The organism is Methylomicrobium lacus, assembly GCF_041897535.1.
Classification (GTDB): domain Bacteria; phylum Pseudomonadota; class Gammaproteobacteria; order Methylococcales; family Methylomonadaceae; genus Methylomicrobium; species Methylomicrobium lacus_A.
Map to the genome: position 1 here is coordinate 1194928 of NZ_CP169217.1, position 16379 is coordinate 1211306.

At 55.3% G+C, this 16379-nt stretch carries 14 protein-coding genes; 2 read left to right on the forward strand and 12 right to left on the reverse strand.

Features of this window, described 5'->3' with window-relative positions; all coding sequences use genetic code 11:
• Positions 1-56: 56 nt before the first annotated feature.
• The 10 genes from sbcB to ACEPPP_RS05290 form a co-directional block, all read right to left on the reverse strand.
• A complete protein-coding gene (gene sbcB / locus ACEPPP_RS05245; RefSeq protein ID WP_374089989.1) occupies positions 57-1526 on the reverse strand; it encodes an exodeoxyribonuclease I in 1470 nt (489 codons plus the stop codon).
• 13 nt (positions 1527-1539) lie between these two features.
• Positions 1540-1935 carry a CBS domain-containing protein gene (locus tag ACEPPP_RS05250; protein ID WP_374089990.1) on the reverse strand — a complete coding sequence of 132 codons (396 nt, stop codon included), beginning with the start codon at positions 1933-1935 and terminating at the stop codon, positions 1540-1542.
• Between the two features lie 87 nt (positions 1936-2022).
• Positions 2023-2208 carry a (Na+)-NQR maturation NqrM gene (nqrM, locus tag ACEPPP_RS05255; RefSeq protein ID WP_374089991.1) on the reverse strand — a complete coding sequence of 62 codons (186 nt, stop codon included), beginning with the start codon at positions 2206-2208 and terminating at the stop codon, positions 2023-2025.
• Positions 2209-2414: 206 nt separating this feature from the next.
• Positions 2415-2810 (reverse strand): DUF2845 domain-containing protein, encoded by a 396-nt coding sequence (locus ACEPPP_RS05260; RefSeq protein ID WP_374089992.1) that lies wholly within the window; start codon positions 2808-2810, stop codon positions 2415-2417.
• 144 nt (positions 2811-2954) lie between these two features.
• Complete coding sequence (gene nqrF, locus ACEPPP_RS05265; protein WP_374089993.1) at positions 2955-4175, reverse strand: NADH:ubiquinone reductase (Na(+)-transporting) subunit F; 1221 nt, start codon at positions 4173-4175, stop codon at positions 2955-2957.
• Positions 4176-4185: 10 nt separating this feature from the next.
• The gene (gene nqrE / locus ACEPPP_RS05270) at positions 4186-4794 is read right to left on the reverse strand and encodes an NADH:ubiquinone reductase (Na(+)-transporting) subunit E (protein ID WP_326501144.1); all 609 of its coding nucleotides are present in this window, start codon (positions 4792-4794) and stop codon (positions 4186-4188) included.
• On the reverse strand, positions 4794-5492 hold the full coding sequence (locus ACEPPP_RS05275; RefSeq protein WP_374089994.1) for an NADH:ubiquinone reductase (Na(+)-transporting) subunit D: 699 nt from the start codon (positions 5490-5492) through the stop codon (positions 4794-4796). The genes nqrE and ACEPPP_RS05275 overlap by 1 nt, the downstream gene beginning before the upstream one ends.
• Positions 5489-6424, reverse strand: coding sequence for a Na(+)-translocating NADH-quinone reductase subunit C (locus ACEPPP_RS05280; RefSeq protein WP_374089995.1), 936 nt, complete (start codon positions 6422-6424; stop codon positions 5489-5491). The genes ACEPPP_RS05275 and ACEPPP_RS05280 overlap by 4 nt, the downstream gene beginning before the upstream one ends.
• A complete protein-coding gene (locus tag ACEPPP_RS05285) occupies positions 6417-7619 on the reverse strand; it encodes an NADH:ubiquinone reductase (Na(+)-transporting) subunit B (RefSeq protein WP_374089996.1) in 1203 nt (400 codons plus the stop codon). Before ACEPPP_RS05285 ends, ACEPPP_RS05280 begins: the two co-directional genes overlap by 8 nt.
• Positions 7619-8974, reverse strand: a complete 1356-nt coding sequence (locus ACEPPP_RS05290; protein WP_374089997.1) for a Na(+)-translocating NADH-quinone reductase subunit A — start codon at positions 8972-8974, stop codon at positions 7619-7621. Before ACEPPP_RS05290 ends, ACEPPP_RS05285 begins: the two co-directional genes overlap by 1 nt.
• A gap of 379 nt (positions 8975-9353) precedes the next feature.
• On the opposite strand from ACEPPP_RS05290, the gene ACEPPP_RS05295 reads away from it, so the two are divergent.
• Positions 9354-9839, forward strand: a complete 486-nt coding sequence (locus ACEPPP_RS05295) for a flavin reductase family protein (RefSeq protein WP_374090893.1) — start codon at positions 9354-9356, stop codon at positions 9837-9839.
• Between the two features lie 100 nt (positions 9840-9939).
• Here the strand turns inward: ACEPPP_RS05295 and ACEPPP_RS05300 are convergent, their stop codons facing one another.
• Positions 9940-13347: a mechanosensitive ion channel domain-containing protein gene (locus ACEPPP_RS05300; RefSeq protein ID WP_374089998.1), complete on the reverse strand. Its 3408-nt coding sequence runs from the start codon at positions 13345-13347 to the stop codon at positions 9940-9942.
• 404 nt (positions 13348-13751) lie between these two features.
• Between ACEPPP_RS05300 and ACEPPP_RS05305 the strand changes: the two genes are divergently transcribed.
• On the forward strand, positions 13752-15512 hold the full coding sequence (locus ACEPPP_RS05305; RefSeq protein WP_374089999.1) for a murein L,D-transpeptidase: 1761 nt from the start codon (positions 13752-13754) through the stop codon (positions 15510-15512).
• Between the two features lie 51 nt (positions 15513-15563).
• Here ACEPPP_RS05305 and ACEPPP_RS05310 read toward each other — a convergent pair whose 3' ends face one another.
• Positions 15564-16274, reverse strand: a complete 711-nt coding sequence (locus tag ACEPPP_RS05310; RefSeq protein ID WP_374090000.1) for a DUF5995 family protein — start codon at positions 16272-16274, stop codon at positions 15564-15566.
• Positions 16275-16379: the final 105 nt, after the last annotated feature.

The window sequence follows — 16379 nt, forward strand, 5'->3', positions numbered from 1 at the left end:
TCTTCTTAACTTAACGGCATTGACGTGGTACGCGGGAACCAGAAAAAAAAGTATCCTTAAGCGGTCAGTGAATCGGCCGTGGAATTCTCAATACCTAAAGACCGCATCTTTGCAACGGCATAGGACGCCAGTGCGGACAGCATCGCTTCATCCGCCGCGCCGCTTCTCAATTGCCGGAGGCGGGAAAAATAGTGCTCAAACGTAATCCCGGCGCCAGGCCTCAGGCCGGTCAGGCGGTCGATGCAGAACTGCCGCCAGCGCTCCTGCTCTTCGGTATTCAGGGATTCCGGGTAGTTTCTCGCGCGGTAGCGGAACAGCATTTCGGGCAGGCGCGGATCGGCAAAAGTCAGCGTCGAGGCGGCCAGTTGATCCGGGGTCATCGCGCGCAGGCGGGTCATCTTGCGCTTGTCTTCGTCCGAAAAAAATCCGCCCTGATATATCGTCAGGTCCGGGTCCGTATCGGTTTCGAAGCCGGACGGCACGCTGAATACCTGGACGATTTTCTCCGCGAGGCCTGTCGCGGCCTTGATTTTCGCGATATGCGCGTGGCAAGTTGCCAAGTCGAGCGCCAAACGCTCGGCGTCTGGCGGACGGATCACCGAAATTGGCGCCAATACCGGGCATTTATTCAGGTGGACGGTCTTCAGCGGAATGCGTGCGGCGCCTTCGGGCAAATCTTCGGTCGCGGTAAAAAGGCGCAGGCCGATGTCTTCGGCTGACAGTTCGAGCATCGGTTCGGGATCGACCGACAGATCATAGACGATCACGCCGTTGCTGTTGCTCGGGTGCCAGGCAACCGGCAGCACGATCGCCAGGCTATGCCGGCTCGCCGGATATTTGCCCGAGACATGCACGACCGGTTCGTAACTGCCGATTTGCAGCAGCCGCAGCGCCTCGGTTTTGACGCGATGCTGAAACAGAAATTGGTAGAGCTTCGGCTGCGCCTGCTTGAGCAAGCGCGCGAGCGCGATCGTCGCCTGCACATCGGACAAGGCGTCATGCGCGGCCTCGTGCGCGAGGCCATTGGCCACGGTCAGGCGGTCGAGCCGAAGCGTCGGCGTGCCGTCATCATTGAGCGGCCAGGCAATCCCGTCGGGGCGCAACGCGCGCGCCGCCCGGACCACATCGATCAAATCCCAGCGGCTGTTGCCGTGTTGCCATTCCCGGGCATAAGGGTCGTAAAAATTGCGGTAAAGGCAGTTGCGCGTGACTTCGTCGTCGAAACGCAGGTTGTTGTAACCGAGGGTACAGGTATTCGGCTGTGCGATTTCCTGATGAATCTGGCGAATGAACTCGGCTTCACAAATGCCCTTTTGTTCGGCCAATTGGGGGGTGATGCCGGTGATCAGGCAGGCATCGGGGTGCGGCAGGCTATCGTCCGCCGGTTTCAGATAGACAACCAGAGGCTCGTCGATCGCATTGCCTTGCATATCGGTACGGACGCCCGCGAACTGCACGGGGCGATCCCGGCGCGGGTCCGTACCGAACGTTTCGTAGTCGTGCCAATAGAATGAATGATCCGTCACGCCCTACGCATCTTTATTGCGCCGTAGCAAGCGCCCGTAACAAATCGGTCCGGCTGATGATGCCGACCAGTTCGTTGTCCTCGTAAACCGGAAAACTTCTGACCGGCAAATTCTGGAATTTTTCGGCCAGATCGACGATGCTGGATTCGGCCTGCACCGTGATCGGGTTCTTGGTCATGTAATCGCCGACCTTCCCGCTCATGCCCTGGTTATATACGCCATCCAGGAAAACCTTCATGCCGTCCATTTCGGAAAACATGCCGAGCAAATGGCCCTGAGCGTCCACGACGGGGGCGGAGGTGATCTTGTGCTCGATCATGGTCTTAACGGCATCGATGACGTTGAGACTCGGCGTCAATTTGACCACGTGTTTGGTCATGTAGTCGGCTATTGCTATCTTGGTCAGCATAACGAACTCCTTGCAATGAGCATTGTTACAAATTTCAGCCTTTGCCGCACCGAAGCCAAAATACCCGGCTTGCAACCGCGATCAAGGCTATTGGATCGACGCCTGCTCGGCCTCGAGTTTTTTTCTTTTATCGCATTTTTCAACGCAAACGCATGATCCGGAATTCAATCCGCCGCAGGAACCTTTTATCGCGCGGCGTCCGAACATCACGCCTACCGCCATCAGGATGACTACAGCCAGCATGATCGCAAATGTCACTAAAAAATAAGTCATACAAAAATCTCTAAAAATCGATGAAGCCTTTTTCAGGGCTGGGATCGAGCCCGCGCCCAAGTAGGCAAATGATACCGCTTACTGAAGTTTGCCGCCATTAAAATGAACGAGTCAAGCAAAAGACTGGCCGCACAGTTAAAAGTTTAGTTTACCGCCAATTTTTTCAGACGCCGAGGCAAGTCTAAGCCGCAGGCGGCATCTTCACTCTAACGGCTCCGTTTCAAATCATTGATTTCAATCAACCGTCCATTTTCAAAGAGGAGCGATTGCCGGATCCGGTTTCTGCCGAAATTATAAATCCACTCTTCGACCTGAATTTCCTCGTACTCTTCAATATCGAGCGTGCGGCGGGGGTGGTGCAGCGTGCTGCCGGCGATTTTGGTACGATGGTAGATCGACTCGGGCTCGCCGCATGTCTCCAGAACCCGGAATTTATCGTCGCCGAGTTCGACGATATTGTGGCCGCAGCGCATCGTGGAGATGCTGAACGCGGTGCCCGCATGCATCAACAAGACCAGCAGAACAAGCCTCCTGAAGCCAAAAAGCCTGTTGCTTTCAGGATGGGAAGAAATTGAATGAAAGCGCCAACGAGCCATGAACATGACGGCTAACAACTCCAAGAGTGAAGATTGACGATAGTCGGCTAGCGTGACTCGATCAAGCCGGCAAATTTAAAAAGCAATAAATACGACAAAGCCCTCTTCCGCAAAGCGTACTTTACGAAAGAGGGCTGGCAGGCTTTGCTTTTAGCCGCCGAAGTCGTCGAGCATGATGTTCTCGGGTTCGACTCCGTTGTCGAGCAACATCTTGATCACCGCGGCGTTCATCATCGGCGGACCGCACATGTAAAACTCGCAGTCTTCCGGTGCCGGATGATTTTTCAGATAGTTTTCATACAGCACGTTATGAATGAAGCCGGTATAGCCGGTCCAGTTGTCTTCCGGCAGCGGATCGGACAAGGCGACGTGCCAGGTGAAGTTCGGATTTTCCTTCGCCAGCATGTCGAAATCCTCGACATAGAACATTTCGCGCTTGCTGCGCGCGCCGTACCAGAAGGTCATCTTACGCTTCGATTTGAGCCGGCGCAATTGGTCGAAAATATGCGACCGCATCGGCGCCATACCCGCGCCGCCGCCGACGAAGACCATTTCGGCATCGGTGTCTTTCGCGAAGAATTCGCCGTATGGACCCGAAATGGTACATTTATCGCCCGGCTTCAGGCTGAAGATGTAGGACGACATCTTGCCCGGCGGCACGCTTTCGTCCGCTCTCGGCGGAGGCGTCGCGATACGCACGTTCAGCATGATTTCCTTTTCTTCCGGATAGCTCGCCATCGAATAGGCGCGCAGGACCGGTTCCTTCACATCGGAGACGTAGCGCCACAGATTGTATTTGTCCCAATCCTCATGGAAGCGCTCTTCGATGATGTAGTCTTTATAGTTGACCACGTGCGGCGGGCATTCGATTTGGATATAACCGCCGGCGCGATAGTTGATCGCTTCGCCGGGCGGCAATTCGAGCACCAGTTCCTTGATGAAGGTCGCGACGTTGTTGTTCGACTTGACCGTGCATTCCCATTTCTTGACGCCGAAAACCGAATCTTCGACTTCGATGTCCATGTCGTGCTTGACCGAGACCTGGCAGGCGAGACGCTCGCCGCAGGCCGCTTCGCGCTTGGTGATGTGGGTCAATTCAGTCGGCAGGATTTCGCCGCCGCCGGCGTTGACCTTGACCTTGCACTGGCCGCAAGTACCACCGCCGCCACAGGCCGAAGACACGAACAAACCATTGTCCGCCAGCGCGGTCAACAATTTGGCGCCGACCGGCACATGAATTTTCTTTTCGTCATTGATCAGGATCTCCACATCGCCTTCGGCCACGAGTTTCTTTTTCGCGCCGATAATCACGAATACGAGCGCAATCACCAGCGCCGTAAAGATGAGTATCCCTAATAAAATATCCAGCATTAGATTACCCTTACAGTTGGATTCCGGAGAAAGCCATGAAGCCGAGAGACATCAGACCCGCAGTAATGAAAGTGATGCCGAGGCCTTGCAGACCGACCGGAATATCACTGTATTTAAGCTTTTCGCGCACGCCGGCCATGACCGTGATCGCCAGCGCCCAACCCAGGCCGCTGCCGACCCCGTAGGTCACGCTTTCGCCGAAGTTATAGTCGCGTTCGATCATAAACAAACTGCCGCCCAGGATCGCGCAGTTTACCGTGATCAACGGCAAAAACACGCCCAATGCATGGTAGAGGGCCGGGAAAAACTTATCCAGAATCATTTCGAGAATCTGTACCAACGCGGCAATCATGCCGATACAGCTCAAAAGCGCCAAGAAGCTCAAATCGACGCCTTCGATGCCGATCGCGGCCAGCGCATTTTCCTTCAATACCGCATGATAAACCAAGTTGTTGGCGGGCACGGTGATCGCCTGCACGATCATCACCGCGATGCCGAGCCCCATCGCGGTCGAAATTTTCTTCGACACCGCGATGAAGGTGCACATGCCCAAGAAGAAGGACAGCGCCAGGTTTTCAATGAAAACCGATTTGATGAATAAACTGATATACGCTTCCATTAGTGGTGCCCTCCCTCACCATGAGCAATCGCCGAGATTTTGAAATCAACCGTTTCGCGCTGGTTAGGCTTAAATTGACGCACGCCCCAGATGATCAGGCCGATGATGAAAAACGCACTGGGCGGCAACAACATCAGACCGTTCGGATCGTACCAGCCGCCGTCTTTGGTCAGCTTCAGGATTTCGATGCCGAGCAGTTTGCCGGAACCCAGAATTTCGCGGAAGAACGCGACGGTGACCAGGATCAAGCTGTAGCCCAGACCGTTGCCGATGCCGTCCCAGAAACTTTCGAGCGGCGGATTCTTCATCGCGTAGCCTTCGGCGCGGCCCATCACGATACAGTTGGTGATGATCAGACCGACGAAAACCGACAACTGTTTGCTGACATCAAACGCAAACGCTTTCAACAATTGGTCGACCACGATAACGAGCGAAGCAATGATCGTCATCTGCACGATAATCCGGATGCTGCTCGGAATATGGTTGCGGATCGCGCTGATCGCCGCGCTCGAGAACGCGGTTACCAGGGTCAACGCCAGCGCCATGATCAGCGAGGTCGACATTTTCGAGGTGACCGCCAGCGCCGAACAGATCCCGAGCACCTGTAAAGTGATCGGGTTGTTTTCGACCAGCGGCGTGGTCAAAACCTTTTGGGTTTCGGGATTATTGAGTCCCGCTTTATCTAATATTGCACTCATGATTTAGCCCCTTGATTCGCTCTAACTTTGCTCAGATACTTCGAAAAGCCTTCGGCGCTCATCCAGTATCTGATCAGATTGGTCACACCGGTACTGGTCAGGGTCGCGCCCGCCAAACCGTCAACCTGATATTCGGAACCCGGTTTGCTGGTATCGACGGTGCCTTTGATCAGGCTCAGCGCAGGCTCGCCCACATCGGCTTCGGCGATCAGACCTTTTTCCTGCGAAGGCTGATCGGTCACTGCATAGACTTTCTTGCCTTTCCACAATGCGCGCCAGTTCGGGTTCACGACTTCACCGCCGAGGCCCGGAGTTTCCGCTTGATCATAAAAGTTGATGCTTTGCACGGTTTGGCCGTCCGGATCGAGCGACAAAAAGCCGTACAGGGTTGACCACAGACCGTAGCCGCTGACCGGCAAAATGACCGATTTCAGCGCGCCGCCTTCCTTGACCAGGAAGACTTTGGCCAGTTTCGCCTTCACGCGGATATGCGCAATATCTTTATCCTTAGGGATCGCGACGCTTTGCGCAGGGTCTTTCGCGGCCTTGCGTTGGTCATAAGCGTTCGCGTCGATGTTTTCGACATAATCGCCGGTTTCCAGATCGACGACTTTCGCCTCGATCTTGTCCGCGAACGCCTTGTCGATATCCATACCCTTTTCGAGGAGGCCTGCGACGTCGAGGATGTTTTTCTTCATGTCCAGATCCTTGTTATAGATCTGCAACGGTTTCAACGCGACGGCCGAGAACGACACCAGGATCGCGCAGATAAAGCACAACGACAGCGCGATCGCGATAGTCTTTTCGAGACTATCGTTGCCCAGCGCCAGGACTTTGTCTTTATAGATGATAAATTTACGGTACTGCTCGTACTCATTCAGCTTGTTGCAAACCTTTTCCAGATGTTTGCATGGCTTTTGTTGATTAGGCATGGCGTTTGATCCTTCTTCTGATATTGGCCTGAATTACGAAATAGTCGATCGTCGGCGCAAACATGTTCGAGAACAGAATCGCCAGCATGATGCCTTCCGGGAAGGCTGGATTGACTACGCGTATCAATACGGTCATTGCGCCGACCAGGGCGCCGAAAATCCAGCGTCCGGTGTCGGTCATCGCCGCGGAAACCGGATCGGTCGCCATATACACCATACCGAAAGCGAAACCGCCGACGGTCAAATGCCAGTACCAAGGCAACGCGAACATCGGATTGGTGTCGCTGCCGATCACGTTGAACAAGGTTGCAGTCGCCACCATGCCCAGGAACACGCCGCCCATGATGCGGTACGACGCCACGCGGGTGTAAAGCAGGAAGGCCGCGCCGATCAGGATCGCCAAGGTCGATGTTTCGCCGAGGCAGCCCGGCTCGAAGCCGAAGAAGGTTTGCATCCAAGTGTAATTGGCCTTGTAGACCGCATCCAGGCCGCCGTTCGCGGCCAAGCCCAGCGGCGTCGCCGCGGTATAACCGTCGACCGCGACCCAGACCGAGTCGCCGGATATCGAAGCCGGATACGCGAAATACAGGAACGCGCGGCCGGTCAATGCCGGGTTCAGGAAGTTTTTACCGGTACCGCCGAAGACTTCCTTGCCGATCACGATACCGAAAGAAATGCCCAGCGCGACCTGCCACAGCGGCATGTCGGGCGGCATGATCAGGGTATACAGCATCGAGGAAACCAGGAAGCCTTCGTTGACTTCATGGCCACGCACGGTCGCGAACAACACTTCCCAGACGCCGCCGACCGCCAGGGTCACGATATAGATCGGGAAGAAATACAAGGCGCCGTGCAGCAGATTGGACAGCGGATTCATCGTGTTGTAGCCGAACAGGCCCATGATCACGCCGCGCCAGCCGTCGGTGCCTTCCTTGCCCAGCGCATTGATCGCCAGGTTCGCCTGATAGCCGGTGTTGTACAACGCCATCAGGATGCAGAAAGCGGTCGCGATGACCACGAAGGTCATCGTGCGTTTCAAGTCGTTGCCGTCGCGAACGTGGGTGGTGCCGCGCGTTACCGTCGGTGGCGTGTAGATGAAAGTATCGACCATCTCATAGAGGCCATAATACTTTTCGAACTTGCCGCCTTTGGTAAAATGTGGCTCTAACTTGTCTAAAAATTCTCTCGCCGACATTATCCTTCCTTCTCAATTTTAGTTAAATTCGCTCTGAGCACCGGTCCGAAATCATGCTTGCCGGGATCGACAAAGGTCATCAGCGCCAGGTCTTCTTCATCGAGTTCCAGGCAGCCGAGCAACTGGGCGTTATCGCTATCGCCGACGATCAGGGATTTCAGCAACGGGGTCGCCAGAATATCCAGCGGCATCACGGTCTCGTAAACACCGACCGGCACGATCGCGCGGTTACTGCCGTTTTTCGTGGTCGTGAACGGAAACAGACGGCCCGATTTGCGGTCCTGGCGGCTGTTGATGTACACATCCAGCGCCGAATATTTGTCCTTGCCGGGCACGATCCAGCCGAACAATTCGCGGGCGCGGCCTTCCTGCAAGACGGAAATTTGATTGTGGTAGCAACCCAGATAGGCCGCCCAGTCGGAAGCCTGATGGCCGAACAGCACCGAACCGGAAACGACCCGGTTTTCGACGTCTTCGAGTTCGCCCTTGACCAGATCATCGGTGTTCGCGCCGATACGGGTCTTGATCAGGCGTGGATTCTTGACGGTAGGCCCTGCCAATGCCACGACCTTTTCGACATTCAATTTGCCGGTCGTAAACAATGCACCGATCGCGATCACCGCCTGGTAATCCAGATGCCAAACGGTCTTGTTCGCATTGACCGGATCGATCAAATGAATATGGGTGCTCGGGAGTCCTGCAGGATGCGGGCCGGAAAACTCGGCGACCTGGACCGAAGCCGTATTGCCGACCGCGACGTCCGCGCCGGCCTTTTTGCAGACATAGACCTTGCCGTCGGTCAACCTGGCAATCACCGCCAAGCCGTTCGCAAAATCATTCGCGCGCGCCTTGATGATCACCGCAGGGTCGGCCGCCAAGGGGCTCGTGTCGATCGCGGTCACGAAGATCGAACGCGGCTTCGTATCGACCGCCGGAATCTTGCCGTAAGGCCGGGTGCGCAGCGTCGTCCACAAACCGGACTGCAACAGATTGTCTTTGACCTGCGCTTCGGTCAGACCGGCCAGATCGGCTTCTTTATACTGGGTGAATGCGACTTGGTCGTCGCCGGCCAGCTCGATCACGACAGACTGCAACGCGCGCTTCGCGCCGCGGTTGATCGCCTTGATCTTGCCCGCGCCCGGCGCGGTAAAGTTGACGCCCGGATTTTTCTTGTCGCTGAAGAGGATTTGGCCCAGTTTGACGGAATCCCCTTCGCTGACCAGCATGGTCGGCTTCATGCCGACATAATCCGTTCCCAGAATCGCAACGCTTTTGACCTCGTTGCCCTTCTCAATCACCTGTTTGGGGCCACCGGTAATCGGCAGATCCAAACCTTTCTTTATTGTAAATTGCATAGTTGAAACCTACTCTCCAAGCAAGCAGCGGCGAAATCGTCCCCTCATTCCGACCTCAATCAAATACAAGAGACACTTTAGTAAAAATCACTCTATTACATCATAAAACCGCGCCTTTCTCAACCCGCAAAAACGGCAAGAAATCCTTGATTTCGTGGGTTTATTTGCCAAAAATCCGGTTAACGCATTGATTCGTAAAGACTGGAGTTTTAAAACACCCAGCCTGCGGCGGCAAGTGAATCGCCTGCCTCAAGGTAGCGCCCGAAACGTATCCAGTTAACAAGCCTGCCCCGCTGTTGTACCATATACGGCCAATTCGATGTTGTTTCTTCAGCGGCAGGAAGAGGCAGCGCCTTATCAAATCAACATGGAGAAACAGATGGCTGTCACCGGCGATGAATTCAAACAAGCGATGCAACAGTGGGCGAGCGGCGTCGCCGTGGTCGCGACCCACTCCGAAAAACTCGGTATTCAAGGCATGACCGTGACCGCTTTTGCGAGCGTCTCGATGACGCCGCCGCAGATTTTGGTGTGCGTCAACGAAGCCGCCGACACCGGCGAAGGCATCAAGGAAAGCGGGCGGTTTTCGGTGAATGTGCTGAGCGATCGGCAGCAGGAGGTTTCGAATCACTTTGCCGGCGGCCTGAGCCAAGAGCAACGCTTCGAAAACACGGATTGGACGCCCGGCATTGCAGGCGTACCGCTGCTGAACGGCTGCCTCATGTCGCTCGATTGCCGGGTCGTCGAAAAAGTGCGTGCGGGCACGCACTGGATCATCATCGGCGAAATCGAAGACGCGGTCTGCCGCAGCGGCGAACCGCTACTGTACTTCCGCAGCCAATATCGGGCGCTGTCTGCGCCATAAGACACCTCGCCTCGCCACGGCCTTAAGGATTAGGCCGACATAACATCCCTAAAGTCGCTCAGGACCTGCCAGGTTTTAAAACCCTGGCAGGCCTCCCATCCTAAGCCGGCTTTTTCTGTATCAAGCCGCCTAATTCCCCGTTCACCGTACTGATATGAATCTCCCGCTGCGGAGACGGGATATGGATATTATGTTCGCGAAACAGTTTTTCGAGCCGGAGATGGATATTGTGCGTCGCCTGCGTGCGATGCGACAACTCGCTGACAAAGATCCGTATCGAAAAATTAAGCGAACTCTCGCCAAAACCGACAAACAACACGCTCGGCTCCGGCTCGGCCAGCACCAGCGGCGTTGACTTGACCGTGTCGAGCATCAGCTGGTGCACTTCCTCGACATTCGAGCCGTAAGCGATGCCGACCGGAATCACGATCCGGGTGATCGCATCGGTCAACGACCAGTTGATCAACTGGTTGGTGATAAAGGTCTTGTTCGGCACGATCAATTCTTTTTGGTCCCAGTCGATCAGCGTGGTCGCGCGCATCTGAATACGACTGACCTTGCCAGTCACATCGCCGATCGTGACCGTATCGCCGACCCGCACCGGCCGCTCGAACAGCAAGATGATGCCCGACACCAGGTTCGCGAAAATCTCCTGCAAGCCGAAACCCAAACCGACGCTGAGCGCCGCGACCAGCCACTGCACCTGCGACCAACTGCCGCCCAGTTCGTTGGCCACGACCGCAAAACCGGCCGCGATCAGCGCATAGCTCGCGAGCTGATTGACCGCATAACGCACGCCCGCCTCGACCGACAAGCGCCGGAACACCAAGAGCTCCATCACGCCGGAAAAGTTTCTGACCGCCACTACGGCGATGAAAACGTACAAGCCGGCCAGCAGCAAGTTGGCCAGCGTGACCGGCAGATAGGCCTCCTGCCCGTCCACCTTGCCCAAATGCTGCCACAACACGATCCGCTCCAGGAAAGAAAACGCCGGCAGAATGTTCCGCCAAATGATCCCGGCACCGGTCAGCGCGGCAAATGCGATCAGCACGCTCATCAATTTGATCGTCTGCGCATTGATTTTTGGAATGTCGATCAACTGTTCATCGACCGGCAATATCGGCTCTTCACCGCCGACCACGGCTTTTTCGCTCTGCAGCGCCGCCTTGCGCTTTTGCCGCGCATTCTTGATCGCGAGCTGACGATTGGCCAGCGTCAGCCAGCGCAGCACCATTTCATGCACGATGACCAAGCCAAAAACGAGCCGCAGCGTCACGACCAATTTCTGCTGCAATTCGATCGCGCTCAAATAATAGCCCGCCACCGCAAAACCGACCACGATCAAGGGCGACAGAGAAACCGCCGGATACCAGAGATAACGCAGGCGCGATACCCAGCCATTCGGATAAGTCAAAATATGGCTTTTCAGCAGCCCTTCGCCCGGACTCAGAATCCGACTGAAAAACACCGTCATCGCGATCATGACCGCGATCAACGCCAAACGCCCGAGGCTATCGCCATAGATCGAACTTTTCGACGCGCCGGCGCTATAGATGAAGAAGATGCCGGGCACCGCAATGAAACGGATCCAGGCAAAATGCCTGCGCATCAAGTGCGCATTGGCTTTTTGCCACTGGAAATGCTTGACCGCAATCCCGTCCGCCGCGAACAGACGGTAAAAGAACTGCACGATACACAGCGGCACCGCGGCGGTCTTCAGCCCAGCACCCACCGCCTTGCTGAAATCGGCGGCCGGCCAACTGCTGTTCAAAAACCAACCGAGCAGATAAAGCAGCGCCGGCCACGGCAAGACCAACACGACCGTATAGATCAGGGCGTGCAAACCGTTATTGAAGCTATCGGTATAAATTTTTTCAGCCTTATCCAGCTCCACCGCCAACTGCCTTCTGACCCACTTTCTGGTCAACAGCAAAAAACTCAGCCCCACGATCGCCAACAAGGCCAGAAACGGACGCTCCTGCGCCGACTTGAGCAGGTCTTCACCCGCCTCCAGCCAATTCAACGGCGATAGCAGCCATTGCGCCGACTCGTACAGCCCCGCGAAAAAAATCAGATTGACCGGTTCGGAACTGGGCACCCATAACAGGCGCTCGTCGAGGAAATTCGCAAATTTAACGATTTGCTCCTCCAGTTGCTGACGCGCAAAGTCAAAGTCGCCCAATGTGCGCAAATAAGTCGCCTCGGCGGCCGACAGCCTGTTCAACAAATCTTTCTTGCTGTTCAACAAAACCCGCAATTCCGCCTGAATCATCATGCGCTGATCGAGCGGCCATTGAGGATCGACCTGGGAGCGCATCAGCGCCTTCAGCTCGGTATCCAGATTCGCAAGCCGCTGCAACTGGTCATCGATCTTGTATTGCTCCAGGCTGGCCATCGCGGTTTCATTCTGAAGATTCTCGGATTGCAGAAGATAGCGGTCCTGATTGGCCAGATTGCGCCGCTGTTCGCGCAAAATCTTGCCCAACGCCGGGCTCAATTCCGCCAGACCGACTTTCTTTTCGGCGGATTTAAAATCATTGCCCATGTTAACCGCCGTGGCATCGATGGTATTTTTTTGCTCGGCAAACTGTTCAATCTTGCTGTTGATAACCTGCAAATCGCGCGTATATTGCAGATTTTCGCGCGTGATTTGCTGAATCAGAGGATGCTTGCCGGCAAGCTCCTTTTCGGCCTGGCTCAGTGCTGCCTGAATCTCTTGCGCTTCTTTTTGCCGGCGTTCCGCCAGCACCGCCTCAATCGTTTCGATGACAGGGCCCTGCTCGTTTCTTTTGATTTCGAGCCATTGCAGCTCGACTTTCAGCAAGTCGGCGCGCGCCGGATTGCTGAGCGCTTCGGCTTCCAGCATTTTCAGCTCGGCGTTGCGGCGCTCAATCGCGGTTTTCAACTCGGCCTGCCGTGCCTCGCTTTCGAGCGGCGAAGCCAGACCGGCCGTCGGCGCCATCAGTTGATTCTGGTCGGTCTCGATCGCCTGTTTCGCCGCAACAATTTGCTCGCGGATCAATTGCGGCCGGCTGTTTTGCTCGACGAGTTCGGTTTCTTTCTGCTTGATCTGGTCATCCAGATTGGCCGCCTTGCCTTTTTCAATGATCAACCTTTGTTCAAGCTCCTCGGTCGGGATGCTGTCCCAGTCCTCGCTCTTTTGTTTGCCGGCCTTTTGCGGATACGACTCGACCTCTTTCTGTAGCCTCCGGGTCTGCGCCGGCGCGGTCTTCAAGGCGGCTTTATAGCCCGCCTCCTGCTCCGCAAACTTTCCGCTATGGTCAAGGTTATCTTCGGCCTCCTGATAAATCGCCAGCACCTTGGTCTTTAACGCATCCTCCAGGCCTTGCCGTTTATTGACTGCTTCAATTTTTTCCTGAATCTCTTTTTTGCCGATCTCGGAGGTCAACTCCTTCGGCTTGACGGCGGACGCCTTCGATTCGGCCCAAAGCGGACCGGCGCCGAAACTTAACAGCAGAATAATCGTCAGAACTACATTAATTTTCATGAACTTCGGCAAAAAATATCAAAAATTGCAACACAAATCATTCGATGGCGCAGCTTGGCTGACCTTTCATTTTAGCCATCCTCGGACCCGCTTGATTTATCGTCTGCCCGGCATGCAGGCGCTATGAAATGCGCTGAAAAGATCAACCATCCATTATAATGGCGCAAACGCGGCGAAATTTGCTGGGAAGCAACGCACGGATGGGCAACGGGGGCAATTACGCTAAATGATTGGTACGGAAAAGGCTAAGACAACCGCGATTGAGTGAAACGAAATGAAAGAAGCCTCGCCAAGGCCTTTACAATCGCCGAGGCGATAAATATATGAATCCGTCTATAGTAGCAAAAATGATCGATCACATGGGATTAATTCAAGTTATCCCTGCTCGTAAAACCCCTCCCTTCATGAATCAAGCACAGCGCCAGCATTGGCTGCGCCTCGCACGCCTCTTGCTGTGCCTGTCTCTCGGCTGTCAATTCTCGCCGCTGCGCGCGCAAGATGCCATTATCCCCCAAACCGGCGTCGGCAAAGAGATTTTTACGCTGATCGAGTCGAAACAACATCCCGAGCTGACGCAGACCGATTTCTCCAGCCGCGCCGAGGATTTATCGCAACTTTATAAAGCGGTCAATTACGAACTGGTGTGGCTGAACCGCGCCGACTCCGCACCGTTGCTCATGCAAACGCTCGATCTATTGTCCCATGCCGCCGAGGAAGGGCTGAATCCTAGAAATTACGATGCGGACAAGCTGAAGGGCATGCTGCCGTCCGCCTTGCAACTGCCTGTGGTCGCGGTCAGAAAACGGGCGCTGTTCGATACTGCCGTCAGTCTGTCCCTGCTGCGCTACCTGCATGACCTGCATTACGGACGCGTCAATCCGCACGGCATCAATTTCAATTTGAAGCTGCGCGATAAAAAGCTGACTGACTTGCCGACACTGATCCTCGCGAGCCGAAATCAAGGACAGATTGCCCGATTGACCGCCGCGGCCGAGCCGAAACTGGGTCAATATCGAAAACTCAAACAAGCGCTGGCGCATTACCGCAGCCTGGCCGCCCGTACCGCGCAGCTTAATCTGGAGATCGGCAAATCGCTGCGCATCGGCGAAGCGCATCCGCAGATGGAAGAGCTGCGGCGTTTTTTGATTCAAACCGGCGAACTGCCGGAAGATGCGACGCCCGCCAAGGCTTCGAAAACAACGCCGCGCTACGATAAGGAGTTGAGCGAAGGAGTCAAACGCTTTCAAGCGCACCACGGCCTCGAGGCCGATGGCGTGCTCGGCAAAGGCACCGTCGCCGCGCTGAATACGTCGCTCTCCGAGCGCGTCACCCAAATCGAACTGGCGCTGGAAAGACTGCGCTGGCTGCCCGACATCGGCTCCGGCCCCTACATCCTCGTGAACATCCCGGCGTTTCATCTGTGGGTATATGAGGACATCAGCAAGGACGAACCCGCCGCGCTCAACATGCGGGTCGTCGTCGGCCAGGCGATGAAAACGCAGACGCCGGTGTTAATGGCCGAAATGCGCTTCATCGACTTCGCGCCTTATTGGAATGTCCCCTACAGCATCACCAAGAACGAGATCGTGCCCAAGCTGCTCGCCAACCCCGGCTACCTGAGTTCCGAAAACATGGAGATCGTCGCCGCGTTCAGCGATAACGCCCAAGCGGTGCCGCTGAATATGGATTCGTTGTTGCAGCTCAAACAGGGGCTATTGAAGATCCGTCAACTGCCCGGTAAGAAAAACCCGCTCGGCAAAGTCAAATTCATGTTCCCGAACAAGGAAGACGTGTATCTGCATGACACCCCGTCGAAATCGCTGTTCAGCCGCTCGACCCGGGATTTCAGCCACGGCTGCGTGCGCGTCGAAAAACCGCAGGAACTCGCCGAATTTGCGCTAAGAAATCAGCCCGAATGGACCCCCGAAGCCATTCAAGGCGCGATGCAGTCGCCGAAGATGCAGCGCGTGATGCTGCAAAAATCGATACCGGTATTGTTTTTCTACACCACCGCATTTGCCGAACAAAACGGCGAAATCGCCTTTTACCGCGACATTTACGGGCATGACACGGTGCTGCTCGAAGCCTTGAAAAACCCTTCGGACTTGTCCGATCAATCGCTGTTCATCACCCAAACTAACGCCGTCGCCGAAGCGGCTCATTGAGCGTTTGCAAAAACGCCTTAAGCAGAAATATCCGGCGACGAGTTCAAGGCGTCAACTCAATAGCTCGATGCGTTGGCGGATCGAGCCCCGCTCGCCCATCCGGACGATCTTAAAAATGAGCGAACCGGTGAGGCCTGGATGCAGGATCACAGTGGAAAACGCCGCAAAAAAGGCATCCTTTTCGGCAATGGCGGATTCACGCTGGCCGGCGGGCAAGGTCGATAATGCTTCTGCAAAGGACCAAGCGGCATTGCGTGCTTTTCCCAGGCTGAAGTTGGCAATGGACTCTTCCACGCTGCCGAGGTAGCGATTCAATAACCCGAAAAGGGGCCATATGGCGGCCAGTTCATTCTGTACGTCGTCGACCAAGCTGGCCAACACTTGATTGATTTTGTCGAAATCGCCGCGCAAATCGGCTAATTCCTCGGGCGGCACCGTTTCTGCCGCGGCGATGCCCAGATCGAGGTTGATGTGGGCGTTTATGCCCATGAGTAAATGCTGTAAGACGGTCGGCCACCAACGCTTGTTGGCATCAAATGCCCGCTGCCAGGATTGAGTCGGCGCTGTTCCGGTTTGGTATTGATGGAACGCACGGATATAGCGGTTGGCAAAAATGACATCAAGGCGTTCCAGGCGAGGGCCGTCATCAAAAAAACCGTCGGCAATGCCTTTTTTGACCTGAATGGTGACTTTGCGGTACAGCGCGGGGAAATACCCCATGCGGGAATCGTTTTCCTTTGACCATTCGACGATCGCGGTCAATTGCTCGATGACATCGTCGATCGTTTGGGCGGGCGTTGCAATGACGGCAGGGTAATTCATGGTTTGGGCAGGCGTTGCAATGGCGGCATGGAGATTCGTAGCGGA